The organism is Mesorhizobium sp. M1163 (genome assembly GCF_040318415.1).
In the GTDB taxonomy this organism is placed as follows: Bacteria; Pseudomonadota; Alphaproteobacteria; order Rhizobiales; family Rhizobiaceae; genus Mesorhizobium.
This window is the reverse complement of sequence record NZ_JAMYMF010000015.1, coordinates 68,309-80,642: the sequence shown is the minus strand read 5'-3', so window position 1 is coordinate 80,642 and position 12,334 is coordinate 68,309. Positions and strand designations below refer to the sequence as shown.

Genomic DNA, 12,334 nt, shown 5'->3' with positions numbered 1-12,334 from the left:
AGAAGCGAAGGGGAAACGGTCAGGCCATCAGCCATTCGTGCTCGGGCGCGTTGTGGAATTTCCACGTCCGCTTCGGTCCGGCCATGACGTTGAGATAATAGAGATCATAGCCGTGGCAGGCGGCGCAGGGGTGATAACCCTTGGGTACCAGCACGACGTCGCCGTCCTCGATCGCCATCGCCTCGTCGAGCGAACGAGAGCCGTTCTGGTCGGCATCGGTGTAGACGCGCTGGAAAGCAAAGCCCTGCGGCGGGTTGAGGCGGTGGTAATAGGTCTCTTCGAGATAGGATTCGGCCGGCAGATTGTCCTGGTCGTGCTTGTGCGGCGGATAGCTCGATGTGTGGCCGCCGGGCGTGATGACCTCGACCACCAGCAGGGAATCGGCCGGCTCGCCCTCCGGCAGGACGTTGGTGACGTAGCGCGTGTTGGTGCCTTTGCCGCGGGTCTCCTGGCCGAGATCCTTCGGCGCAATGATGCGGACCGGCAGACCGCCGCCAAGCCCCGGCGCCGAGCACACGGCGAGTTCGAGATCGGTATCGGCGCTCACCGACCACTCCGAGCCCTGCGGCACATAGACCGACCACGGCTTGCCCTCGAACGGCGACATGCGTTCGCCCAGGAGCCCGAGATCCTTGCCGCCGGCCTTGATCTTGCCCTTGCCGGTGACGAATACCAGACAGACCTCACGATCCGCGGTTTGCCCGGAAGCGGTGTCGCCGGGCCTCAGCCGATGCAGATCGAAGCCGACATAGGTCCAGCCGGCGTTTTGCGGCGTCACATGGGCTATGCGGCCGTGGCCCTTATTGGCTTTGACGAGCAGCTTCGACATGGTCATTCCTTCGGTTTGGCGTTTGCCGATGGCTTGTCTTCGTCGGCCGGTTTGTAGAGGTAGAAAAACTGCCAGACCGCATAGCCGGCGAAGCCGAGCGCGATCATGCCCCAGAACGGCGTGCCGGTGGCGAATTCGATCGCCGACCAGACCAGGCAGACCGCGACAATGACAACGCGCCGCCACAAAGGCCGGAAAAACGGGTGCTCGGAGTCTTTCATCGGATAAACGCCGGCATCGGGTCAGCCCTTCCTCGCGAACTCTCAAGCATTGGGAAAGCCCTGTGTCTCCACCGTATAGCCGGCCGCCGTCATCACCCGCATCAATTCCTTGTAGCCGACCTGCGCCATCTTGAGCGGCGGGTTCTTCTTCGGATCCTGCTCGGCCTCGACCACGAACCAGCCTTCATAGCCGTGGTTGGCGAGCCTCTGGACGATGGCGCCAAAATCCAGCGATCCATCTCCCGGCACGGTGAAGGCACCAAGTGCCACCGCGTCGAGGAAGGATTGCTTGTTGCGATCCAGCTTTTGGATCACCTGCATGCGTACGTCCTTGACATGCACGTGGTTGATGCGCCGGTGGTGGTTGTCTATCGCGCGCAGCACATCGCCGCCGGCAAAGGCCAGGTGACCGGCATCGAGCAGCAGCGGAATGCCTTCGCCCGAATAGCGCATGAAAGCGTCGAGCTCCGGCTCGGTCTCGATCACCGCCGCCATATGATGATGGTAGGAGAGTGGCATTCCTTGTCCGGCACACCATTCGCCGAACTCGGTTAGCCGCTTGGCGTAGGTTTTCATCTCATCGTCCGAAAGCCTCGGTTTGGTGGCGAGCGGCTTGGAGCGGTCGCCCTGGATGGAGCGGCCGACTTCACCATAGACGATGCAAGGCGCGTTCACCGCCTTGAACAGGTCGATCATCGGCTGGATGCGATCCTTGTTCTTCGCCATGTCTTCATCGACCAGCGTCCCGGAGAACCAGCCGCCGCAAAGCGTCACGTCGGCCTCTTTCAGGATCGGCAGCATGATCTCCGGATCGTTGGGAAAGCGGCGGCCCATTTCCATGCCGGTAAAGCCGGCCGAACGCGACTGGCGCAGGCACTCCTCCAGCGACACATCATCGCTGAGTTCCGCAAGATCGTCGTTCCACCATGCAATGGGGGACATGCCCAGTTTGGCTTTCAAGTCGTCACTCCAATTTCTGACATTCGAGGCGTTGGCGGGCGCGTTAAAATCGCCGCCCGCTCAGCGCTTCCTCATATTTCTTGCGCGCCGCATTCACTTGCGGCCGTGCCGAGACTTCCGGCACTGCGACATCCCACCAGCTTCCACCGGCGTCGGTCGAAACCAGCGGGTCGGTGTCGATGACCAGCACGGTCGTTCGCGTATTCTTCTTCGCTTGCGCCAGGGCCGTTTCCAGCCCGGCGATCGACGCCACTTTTTCGGCAATCGCACCCATGCTTGCAGCATGCGCGGCGAAGTCGATCTCGGGCAAGGTCTCGTGACGAGCGTCCTTCAGCAAATTGTTGAAGTTGGCGCCGCCGGTCGCCATCTGCAGCCGGTTGATGCAGCCATAGCCGCGGTTGTCGAGCAGCACGATGGTCAGCTTGAGGCCGAGCATCACCGACGTAGCGACCTCGGAATTGAGCATCAGGTAGGAGCCGTCGCCGATCATCACCACAACCTCCTCATCGGGCTTGGCCATCTTGACGCCAAGCCCGCCGGCGATTTCGTAGCCCATGGTCGAGAAGCCGTATTCGGCATGATAGGAGCCGGGCGCGCCCGCCTGCCATAGCTTGTGCAATTCGCCGGGCAAGCCGCCGGCGGCATGGAGCAGTACCACGCCGGAGCCCATGGCGCGCTGTACGGCGCCGATCACCTGTGCATCGGACGGATAGGCGGCATTAGTCGACGCGGTCACCTTGCCGGCATCCGCCTGCCAGTCCTTTTTGCCGCTGATCGCATTGCCGGTCCAGCCTGAAGGAGCTTTCCAGTCTTTCAGCGCCCCAGCGAGTTCGGCGAGCCCTTCAGCCGCATCGGCGACCAGCGGCAGCGCCTGGTGCTTTCCGGCATCGAAAGGCTGGACGTTGAGCCCGATCATGGTCTTGCCGGAATTCTTGAACAACGCCCAGGAGCCAGTGGTGAAATCCTGCAGCCTGGTGCCGACGGCAAGCACGACGTCGGCCTCTTCGGCCAGCCTGTTGGCAGCCGAAGTGCCGGTAACGCCGACCGCCGCCATGTTCAGCGGATGATCGTCGGGCAGCGAGGATTTGCCGCCTTGCGTCTCGCACACCGGAATGCCAGCGTCTTGCGCCAGCTTCGCCAATTCATCCGACGCTTGCGAATAGAGCACGCCACCGCCGGCAATCACCAATGGCTTCTTCGCGCTCTTCAGCGCCGCCACTGCAGCTGCTAACTCTTGGCGGTCCGGGCGCGCTCGCCGCTGGGTCCAGAGCCGCTCGGCAAAGAAACTCTCGGGATAATCATAGGCCTCGGCCTGCACGTCCTGGCACAGCGCCAGCGTTACCGGGCCACACTCAGCCGGATCGGTCAGCACCTGCATGGCGCGGTTGAGCGCCGGCATGATCTGCTCCGGCCGGGTGATGCGGTCGAAATAGCGCGACACCGGCCGGAGGCAGTCATTGACCGTCGCCGTACCGTCGGAAAAATCCTCGGCTTGCTGCAGGACGGGATCGGGAATGCGATTGGCGAAGACGTCGCCGGGCAGAAACAGGACAGGCAACCTGTTTACATGCGCAAGTGCTGCCGCCGTCACCATATTCAGCGCGCCAGGGCCGATCGAACTGGTCGCCGCCATGAAGCGGCGGCGGAAATTGGCCTTGGCATAGGCGATCGCCGCATGCGCCATCGCTTGCTCGTTATGGGCACGGAACGTCGGCAATTCGTCGCGGACCTGGTAGAGCGCCTCGCCGACGCCGGCGACATTGCCGTGGCCGAAGATTGCCCAGACGCCGCCGAAGATCGGCACTTTCTTGCCGTCGATCTCGGCCATCTGTTGGGCAAGAAAGCGGGTCAGCGCCTGCGCCATCGTCAGGCGGATTGTCTTGGTCATGTCGTTTTCCTCCGCAGTCCTTATGCCGCGCCTTCTTATGCTGCTTTGCGGCCGCGCACGGCAAGCCATGCCTCGGTCAGCCTCTCGAAGCGCGACGCCATGTCGGCAACCGCCTCATCGTCCGACATCTTGCCGGCAAGCCATTGTTCGGCCGCGTTGATGAAGATGGTACGGCCGACAGCGAAACCCTTGACGATGGGCGCCTTGGCGGTGGCGGCGAAGGCCGCTTCCAATTCGTCCTGCGGTGCTTCCAAACCCAGCAGTACAATCCCGCGGCACCACGGATCGTTCTTCAGGATCACCGCCTCGATCTTTGCCCATGCGCCGGTCGATGCCTGCGGTTCGAGCTTCCACCAGTCGGGCTTGATGCCGAGTGCGTAGAGTTCCTCAAGCGCCCGCGGGATGGTCATGTCGTCGAGCTTGCCGTGCTTGCCGGCGATGATCTCGACCAGAAGTTCTCTCCCCACTTTCCGCGCGGCCTCGAACAAAGCGCGCAGTTTCTGCTGCTGTTCGCTCTTCAGCGCCGCGGGATCGTCGGGATGATAGAAGCACAGGCATTTGATGCAGTGGTCGACCGGCCATTCGGTCAGTTGCGAGCCTATGTCTTGCGAGAACTCGAAGCGAAGCGGCCGCGAACCCGGCAACTCGACCGGCCGGCCGAGCCAGGCGAAGGAATGGTGGGCGAATTCGAACATCGCCTCGCGCCCGTATTTTTCGTCGAGCAGCATGCCATAGCCGCCGCGGCCAGCCGCGACCTTTGCCGCAGCCTTGACCGTCAGCACCTTGAAAGCCGGGATTCGCGACGGATCGGCGCCGGCCTTTGCCGCGACGTCCTCCAGCTGGACGCGGTGGTCGCAGGCGAACGCCATCAGAGAGGGGATGTCGCGCCGGCGCGTGGTCGCCCAATGGATGTGGTTGATCGCCTCGTCCTTGCGCAGCGCCAGATGCTTGCTGCCGTTTTTCAGGAAGAACTGCAATTCCTCGAAAGTCGGGTATTCAGGTGCGCAGAGCAGCCGCGATACGGCAAAGGCGCCGCAGGCATTGGCCCAGGTCGCGGCCGTCGCCAGGCTTTCCTCGCCGAGCCAGCCGCGCAGGAAGCCCGACATGAAAGCGTCGCCGGCGCCGAGCACATTGTAGACCTCGATCGGAAACCCCTTGCCGACGATACCGTCCTCGAGATCGTCGCTGATCGGCCCGTCATAGACGATGCAGCCCATGGCACCGCGCTTCAGCACTATGGTCGCCGTCGACAGCGAGCGGATGGTTTTCAGCGCGCTCAGGCAATCGTCTGCGCCGGAGGCGATCATGATCTCCTCTTCGGTGCCGACGATGAGATCGCAGTCGGGCAGCACCGTCTTCAACTGCGCCGAGACGCGGTCGGATTTCACATAGCGCTCGAAGCCTTCGGCATGGCCGGCGAGGCCCCACAGGTTAGGGCGGTAGTCGATGTCGAAGACCACCTTGCCGCCCTTGGCCTTCATGACACGGATCGCCTTGCGTTGCGCGGCGTCGCTGTTGGGCCGTGAAAAATGCGTGCCGGTGACGACGACCGCGCGTGCTGAAGCAATGAAGGCCTCATCGATATCGTCTTCCGAAAGCGCCATGTCGGCGCAATCGCTGCGATAGAAGATCATCGGCGAGACGCCCTCATCCTCGACCGACAGCAGCACCAGGGCGGTCAGCCGCTCCGGATCGGTCTTGAGGCCTTGGACCGAAACGCCCTCGCGGGTCAGCTGCTCGCGGATGAAGCGGCCCATCTGCTCATTGCCGACGCGGGTGAGCAACGCCGAGCGCAGGCCGAGCCTGGCAGTGCCGACCGCGATATTGGCTGGACAGCCGCCGACCGACTTGGCAAGCGAAGTAATGTCCTCGAGGCGCGAGCCGATCTGCTGGCCATAGAGATCGACGGAAGCGCGGCCGATCGTTATGATGTCGAGCGGCGCATGTCTCGCTTCCACGGCTTCGCCCATTCGAACCTCCCATCGGCTTTGTTGTCTTGGGTAACACGCGCGAGCGGCAGCGTGGCGCCGGTAATATGAAATAATAATTCCAATCCATAGTCAATATGGAACGAGCATTCCCTAGGCTGAAAAGTGCTGTGCAAGGCTCGCGCGTTCAGAAACTTTGAAGTCAGACGAACGTCAAGGGTCTACCACTGAAACCAGCTGATTTACCAAGGAAGCGGGCCGTCATCGTTGAAGTATCCGGCGGTCGGGCCATCGGCGTCCAGGGTCGCCAGGTGAATGACGATCTCGGCCGCCTGCTGCACCGTGCGGTGACCTTTATACCCGTTGAGATCGGTGGCGGTATAGCCGGGCGCCGCGGCGTTGACCTTGATGCCTCGGGGCGCGAGTTCCCTGGCGAAGGCCACGGTGATGGCGTTCAAGGCTGTTTTGGAGCTACCGTAGCCCATCATATTGACGGCGTGGTTCGCGGTGGCGGGATCGAGCGCCCGGCCGATTGAGCCGGTGGAGCTGCTCACCATCACGATACGGGCAGCAGGTGCTGCCAGCAGCAGCGGCAGGAATGCCTGTGTCACGCGGATCGGGCCGAAGACATTGACGTCGTAGGTGGCCTGGATGTCGGCGACCCGCTGCTGGCTCGGCGGCAGGTCGTAGTTGATGGCGACGCCGGCGTTGTTCACCAGCACGTCGAGGCAGGGGCTGGCCTGCCCGAGCGCCTTGGCTGCCGCCTTCACACTGTCATCCCTCGTGACGTCCAGCTCAAGCCACTCTGCGTCGAGGCCTTCCGCGCACAATGCCTGCGCCGCCGCCATGCCGCGTTCGGCGCTCCTGGCGCCGAGCCAGACCTTGAAGCCCATGGTCGCCAGTCGCCGGGCGATTTCGCGGCCTATACCCTTGTTGGCGCCGGTCACCAGCGCGGTCTTTGATGTTCTCATATCGGTGTCTTCATGTTGCTTGTGGAAGACCCCACAAATGGCGCGACGCAGCGGACGCCGCGCGCCGGAAACTCTCCAGCTCTTGCCTAATCCTCTCACGCTGTTGCTCAGCCACCGCGAATGCGCGATGCTGGCGCGATGAGCGAGGCGCTGCAGGAGTTGATCGAGATCGCCGGCCGCCATGCGCGCGGGCGACGAACAAGAACGGCGGTTCCCCGCGTTTCGATCGGCCGCAGCGAAGTCGCCACGGCACCATTGCCGGGTGTGTGGGGGTCGGGGATCTTATTCGTATTGCAGGGCGCAAAGACGGTCCTGATCGGCTCCCGGGCTCTTCGTTACAAGCCGGCCAGCTATTTCATCTACACTGTCGAGACGCCCACTATCAGCCAGATAGTCGAAGCGAGCGCGGCGCGTCCTTATCTGGCCATTGGCTTGACCCTTGACCTGCAAGCCGTCGCCGCGCTCCTCGTCGAGCACGCGCCAGCCCTCGGTGGCGACAGTTTCTTCTCCACCACTCCCGTTGATGACGATCTGCTCGACGCGTTGCGTCGAATGATGCGGTTGCTTGACCGGCCAGCGGAGATTCCCGTGCTCGCGACCATGCTCGAGCGGGAGATGCTGTTTCGGCTCCTGCAAGGCCCCCAGGGCGGAAAGCTTCGTGAACTTGCGCGCGCCGATGGCCATCTGTCCCGGATTGGCCAGGCCATCGCCTGGATCCGTTCGCATTCCCATCAGCCGGTTCGGGTCGGGGATCTGGCCGAGATCGCCCATATGAGCAGTGCTGCGTTTTATCGTCACTTCAAGGCGGCGACGGCCATGAGCCCAATCCAGTATCAAAAGCAAATCCGCTTGCTGGAAGCCCGTCATCTGCTGATTGCCCAGCCGGGCAACGTGGCGAGTGTCGCCTTCGCTGTCGGCTATGAGAGTGCTTCCCAGTTCAGCCGGGAGTATGCCCGCCAGTTCGGGTCACCGCCTGCCCGCGACGCAGCGCGGCTTTTGGCAGAAGGCGAAACGGCAATAGAGGTGGTCTAGGCCTTGCGCTTGCGGCCGCTATCGCGCCGCTTCTCGCCGACGGCAACGGTCAGCGCCGTGGCCAAAGCCATCGTCGCCGACAGCGAGCGGAAGCCGGCGAAATCGGCCTCGGCGACCTCGAACCAGACTCTGGCGAATTGGGCGAGCGGCGAAAAGGAACTGTCGGTAATCGCCACGATCGGCACGCCTTGCTCCGAAATGACGCGCGCCTCCTCGATGGTGGTGGGGGCATAGGGCGAAAAGCTGATGGCGATCACGGCATCCCTTGGAGAGGCAAAGCCGATCATCTCCGCGTTCAGGCCGGCGGCCGATTCGATCAGCTGGTTGCGGATCTTGAGCTTGCCCAATGCATAGGCGATGTAGGAGGCGACCGGGTAGGAGCGCCGCTTGGCCAGCACATAAATGGTTTCCGCCTTGGCCAGAACGGCGATTGCGTCTTCGAAATGGTCTTCATTCAGCGTGCGCGAAATGTCGTTGAGCGAGGTGCTGGCTGCGGCGACGAAGCCGTCGAAGATCGCCCGGTGGCCGGCGCCTTCCTCGGCCTTGGCGCGCAACGCCGCCAGCCTTTCATCATAGGACGAATTGCGTTCGCGCAGGCGCTCGCGAAATACCAGCTGCAGGCTGGTGAAACCATCAAAGCCGAGCTGCTGGGCAAAGCGGATCAGGGTCGAAGGCTGGACACCGGCCGAAGCGGCGATGCTGGCAGCGGTGCCGAAGGCGATATCGTCAGGGTTGTCGAGCGCATAGGCGGCGATCTGGGCGATGCGTTTCGGCAGGCTCTGGCGCCGCTCCAGGATCGTCGCCCGCAGCGTCTCGAAATCGCGGGGCACCCGTTCGTCCATCGTCGCTCCGCCCAGGCTCATCGTCGGTTCCCTCTGTGCCCCATCATAGCGGGCCTGTGCAAGAACACCATAAAAAATGAGGCAAGCGTTCCATTTGCAAACGAAATGGACTAATTCATCCACATAAATTTGCACACAGGGAGACAAGGCAAATGGTCGGGGTAGGTCTTATCGGCACGGGCTTCATGGGCAAGTGCCACGCCATTGCCTGGAACGCCGTCGGCACCGTCTTTCCCGATGTGGACAAGCCAAGGCTGGTCCATCTGGGCGAGGTCAACGAGGACCTTGCCAAACGCCGTGCCAGCGAATTCGGCTTCGCCAAGGCGTCCGGTGACTGGCGCGCCGTCGTCGACGACCCGGATGTCGATGTCATCTCGCTGACCACGCCGAACCAGTTCCACCCGGAAATGGCCATCGCCATCCTCGAAGCCGGCAAGCATCTGTGGTGTGAAAAACCGATGGCGCCGAGTTTTGCGGAGGCGCAAGCGATGGCTGCGGCCGCGCGAAAATCCGGCAAGGTTGCCGCGCTGGGCTATAACTATATTCAGAACCCGGCGATCCGCCACATCGGTGCGCTGCTCGATGAGAAGATCATCGGCGAGGTCAACCATCTGCGTATAGAGATGGACGAGGACTTCATGGCCGATCCGGAGGCGCTGTTCTTCTGGAAGCACGAGGCGGCGTCCGGTTACGGCGCGCTCGACGATTTCGCCGTACATCCGCTGTCGCTCATCGCCGTACTGTTCGGTCGCGTTGCCCGCGTCATGTGCGACATGGCCAAACCCTATGCCGACCGCCGCGTCGCCTCGGGCGGGCGCCGCGCGGTCGAGACCTACGACATCGCCAGTATCCTGATGCATCTCGAAAACGGCATCGCCGGCACGCTACTGGTCAACCGTTCGGCCTGGGGCCGCAAGGGCCGGATCGCCATCCAGATTTTTGGTTCGAAGGGCTCGATCCTGTACGACCAGGAGCGGATGAACGAGTTCCAGCTCTATCTGACAGCCGACCGACCGACGGAGCAAGGCTATCGGACAGTCCTGGTTGCCCCGCACCACAGGCCTTACGACGCCTTCCTGCCGGCGCCCGGCCACGGCCTTGGCTTTAATGACCTCAAGATCATCGAATGCCGGGAACTGTTGACGCGGCTTGCCGGCAAGCCGGCGCGGATCATCGACTTCGACGAAGGCCTGGAGATCGAGCGCACCGTGCATGCGATGGCGCGCTCGTTCGCGGAACAGCGCTGGATCGCTGTGCGGTAGTAAGCCCGGCGCTGGCTTCCCCTTCTCCCCTTGAGGGATGAAGGTGGCCGAGCGAAGCTCGGTCGGATGAGGGGTGTTGGACGGATCGCTACAGCGAAGAAATAAGCGCTTAAAATCCCTCAATATTTTACGCCGAGTTTCTTCCAGCACCTCATCCGGCTCGGCGCTGCGTGCCGATCCACCTTCTCCCACAAGGGGAGAAGGAGAAGTGCTCAGGCGGCGCCTGAACGGCTTGATATCATGCTTCGGCGCACCGACCGGCGCCGCTCGACGGCGTCGGCAAGGCCGTGAAGCACCGTCTCGGTGGCTGCCCAGTCGATGCAGCCATCGGTGATGCTCTGGCCATAGACGAGCGGCTTGCCCGGCACGACGTCCTGCCGGCCGGCGACGAGGTTGCTCTCGATCATGACGCCGATGATGCGCTCGTCGCCTGCCGCGACCTGGCCAGCCACGTCAGCCGCCACCCCTGGCTGGTTTTCCGGCTTCTTGCTGCTGTTGGCGTGGCTGACATCGATCATCAGCCGCGGCGCCACGCCGATCCGGCCGAGTTCCGCGCAGGCAGCCGCGACGCTTGTTGCGTCATAATTGGGCTGAATGCCGCCGCGCAGGATGACGTGGCAGTCCTCGTTGCCGGTGGTCGTCGCGATGGCGCTGCGTCCGCCCTTCGTCACCGCCATGAAATGATGCGGTTGGGCGGCCGATTTCACCGCCTCGGCGGCGATCCGCAGATTGCCGTCAGTGCCGTTCTTGAAGCCGACCGGGCAGGACAGGCCCGATGCCAGTTCGCGATGGATCTGGCTCTCGGTCGTGCGCGCGCCGATCGCGCCCCAGGCGACGAGGTCGGCGATATATTGCGGGGTGGCCATGTCGAGGAATTCGGTCGCCGCCGGCAGGCCGAGATTATTGACGGCGGCGAGCACGTTGCGGGCCATCCGCAGCCCCTTGTCGATGTTGAAGCTGCCGTCCAGGTCGGGATCGTTGATCAGGCCCTTCCAGCCGACCGTCGTGCGCGGCTTCTCGAAATACACCCGCATCACGATCTCCAGCCGGTCCGACAGGCTCTCTCGCAGTGATGCCAAGCGGCTGGCATAGTCTACGGCAGCGGCCGGGTCGTGGATCGAACAGGGGCCGACGACGACCACCAGCCGGTCGTCGGTGCCGGTCAGCACGGCATGGATAGCATTACGTGACGCGGCAACGGTCCGCGTCGCCGTCAGTGTGCGCGGTATCTCCCGCATCACCTCGTCCGGCGTACTCAATTCCCTTATTTCCTTGACCCGAAGATCGTCTGTGGTGGTCAACACGGCTTTCTACTCCTGATTGGGAGACCTGCCGGCTGAAACAAAAAAGCCGCCAGGTCTGGCGGCTGTTCGGATCTTGCTGCTGCAATCTTCAGATCGAGCGCAATCCTCCCGCCGCCAGCGAGCTGCTAAAGTACCAATAGGTGGCGGTCAGGTTGATCATGAGGCTCATATAGTCGAAGCCGAGGCGATTGTCACGTGTCTGATGATGCTACTGACGTAGTGGCCCAGCATGCAGCGCCGAGCGGGTTCATGCAGTCCAGGGATCGACGAGTTCAATTCCGAAGTCTTCGAAATCCTTCGTGTTACGCGTTGCCAAGGTGAGTTCCTGCGCAATCGCCGTGGCTGCAATCAGGCCGTCCATCGACGACAGACCGCGACCGCGGCGCTTCGCAAGGCCCATCAGGTCGCCCCACGCCAAGGCAACCGGTTCGTCCACCGGAAGAACTCTCTGCTCGAAGCGCTGCGGCAGGTCCCGTGCGAGCCATTCGGCCAGTGCCTCGCGTTTCCGGCCCTCGTCCATGAGGGCGACGCCGCGCCGGATCTCCGCGATCGACACGACGCTAATGAATGAGCGGTCCTCATCAAGCCCGCCCAGCCAGTCCAGAACGCGCACATCCGGCGCCGGCCTTGTCACCTCGGACAGGACATTCGTATCGAGCAGAAGCCTCACAGCGGCAGATCACGCGGTTCGTCGCGCTGGCGCTCAAGGTTGAGATCGGCGCCGCGCAGCGGCGACTCCAGCAGGAACTCCGCAAGCGTACCCTTGCGCGCGGTCTTCCGCTGCCATTCCTCGGCCGAGACGACAACCACGCTTGGCTTACCGTTTCTGGTGATCGTCTGCGGCGAAGATTGCGCGCGCTCGATAACCTCCGAGAGCCGGGCCTTTGCCCCAGCGACCGTCCAGTTAGTATCCTCTCTGGGCGCAGACGGCATTTCGACCTCCCATGACCATTCTGACTATCTTGACTATACGGGAATGGCGATACGGCGGCAACAGGGAAGGAGAGGGTTTCAGAGCCCGTGTGCCTGAGTGAGGTCGATCGGAACCGATTATGCCGGCTTTGATATTTTGGGGCATCTCGGCCACTCATGGCAAA

The 12,334-nt window shown here is 62.9% G+C and carries 12 protein-coding genes; 2 read left to right on the top strand and 10 right to left on the bottom strand.

Annotation, left to right across the window (positions count from 1 at the left end):
- Nucleotides 1-19: 19 nt before the first annotated feature.
- The 6 genes from iolB to NKH43_RS16155 form a co-directional block, all read right to left on the bottom strand.
- Nucleotides 20-829: a 5-deoxy-glucuronate isomerase gene (iolB, locus tag NKH43_RS16180; protein WP_352858982.1), complete on the bottom strand. Its 810-nt coding sequence runs from the start codon at nucleotides 827-829 to the stop codon at nucleotides 20-22.
- A 2-nt stretch (nucleotides 830-831) separates the two neighbouring features.
- Nucleotides 832-1,050, bottom strand: a complete 219-nt coding sequence (locus NKH43_RS16175; protein WP_352858981.1) for a DUF3329 domain-containing protein — start codon at nucleotides 1,048-1,050, stop codon at nucleotides 832-834.
- 42 nt (nucleotides 1,051-1,092) lie between these two features.
- Nucleotides 1,093-2,010: a myo-inosose-2 dehydratase gene (iolE, locus tag NKH43_RS16170; protein ID WP_352858979.1), complete on the bottom strand. Its 918-nt coding sequence runs from the start codon at nucleotides 2,008-2,010 to the stop codon at nucleotides 1,093-1,095.
- A 43-nt stretch (nucleotides 2,011-2,053) separates the two neighbouring features.
- Complete coding sequence (gene iolD, locus NKH43_RS16165; RefSeq protein WP_352858978.1) at nucleotides 2,054-3,898, bottom strand: 3D-(3,5/4)-trihydroxycyclohexane-1,2-dione acylhydrolase (decyclizing); 1,845 nt, start codon at nucleotides 3,896-3,898, stop codon at nucleotides 2,054-2,056.
- Between the two features lie 35 nt (nucleotides 3,899-3,933).
- On the bottom strand, nucleotides 3,934-5,868 hold the full coding sequence (locus NKH43_RS16160; protein ID WP_352716528.1) for a bifunctional 5-dehydro-2-deoxygluconokinase/5-dehydro-2-deoxyphosphogluconate aldolase: 1,935 nt from the start codon (nucleotides 5,866-5,868) through the stop codon (nucleotides 3,934-3,936).
- 200 nt (nucleotides 5,869-6,068) lie between these two features.
- Nucleotides 6,069-6,797, bottom strand: coding sequence for an SDR family oxidoreductase (locus tag NKH43_RS16155; protein ID WP_352859011.1), 729 nt, complete (start codon nucleotides 6,795-6,797; stop codon nucleotides 6,069-6,071).
- A 138-nt stretch (nucleotides 6,798-6,935) separates the two neighbouring features.
- Between NKH43_RS16155 and NKH43_RS16150 the strand changes: the two genes are divergently transcribed.
- Nucleotides 6,936-7,829 (top strand): AraC family transcriptional regulator, encoded by an 894-nt coding sequence (locus NKH43_RS16150; RefSeq protein WP_352858976.1) that lies wholly within the window; start codon nucleotides 6,936-6,938, stop codon nucleotides 7,827-7,829.
- Here the strand turns inward: NKH43_RS16150 and NKH43_RS16145 are convergent.
- Nucleotides 7,826-8,671, bottom strand: coding sequence for a MurR/RpiR family transcriptional regulator (locus NKH43_RS16145; RefSeq protein ID WP_352859009.1), 846 nt, complete (start codon nucleotides 8,669-8,671; stop codon nucleotides 7,826-7,828). The genes NKH43_RS16150 and NKH43_RS16145 overlap by 4 nt on opposite strands.
- A gap of 152 nt (nucleotides 8,672-8,823) precedes the next feature.
- On the opposite strand from NKH43_RS16145, the gene NKH43_RS16140 reads away from it, so the two are divergent.
- Nucleotides 8,824-9,933 (top strand): Gfo/Idh/MocA family protein, encoded by a 1,110-nt coding sequence (locus tag NKH43_RS16140; protein WP_352858974.1) that lies wholly within the window; start codon nucleotides 8,824-8,826, stop codon nucleotides 9,931-9,933.
- Nucleotides 9,934-10,145: 212 nt separating this feature from the next.
- Here NKH43_RS16140 and NKH43_RS16135 read toward each other — a convergent pair whose 3' ends face one another.
- The 3 genes from NKH43_RS16135 to NKH43_RS16125 form a co-directional block, all read right to left on the bottom strand.
- Nucleotides 10,146-11,237, bottom strand: a complete 1,092-nt coding sequence (locus NKH43_RS16135; RefSeq protein ID WP_023718240.1) for a 3-deoxy-7-phosphoheptulonate synthase — start codon at nucleotides 11,235-11,237, stop codon at nucleotides 10,146-10,148.
- A gap of 247 nt (nucleotides 11,238-11,484) precedes the next feature.
- Nucleotides 11,485-11,907, bottom strand: a complete 423-nt coding sequence (locus NKH43_RS16130; protein ID WP_352591239.1) for a type II toxin-antitoxin system VapC family toxin — start codon at nucleotides 11,905-11,907, stop codon at nucleotides 11,485-11,487.
- Nucleotides 11,904-12,170, bottom strand: a complete 267-nt coding sequence (locus NKH43_RS16125; protein ID WP_023718242.1) for a type II toxin-antitoxin system Phd/YefM family antitoxin — start codon at nucleotides 12,168-12,170, stop codon at nucleotides 11,904-11,906. The genes NKH43_RS16130 and NKH43_RS16125 overlap by 4 nt, the downstream gene beginning before the upstream one ends.
- Nucleotides 12,171-12,334 lie beyond the last annotated feature (164 nt).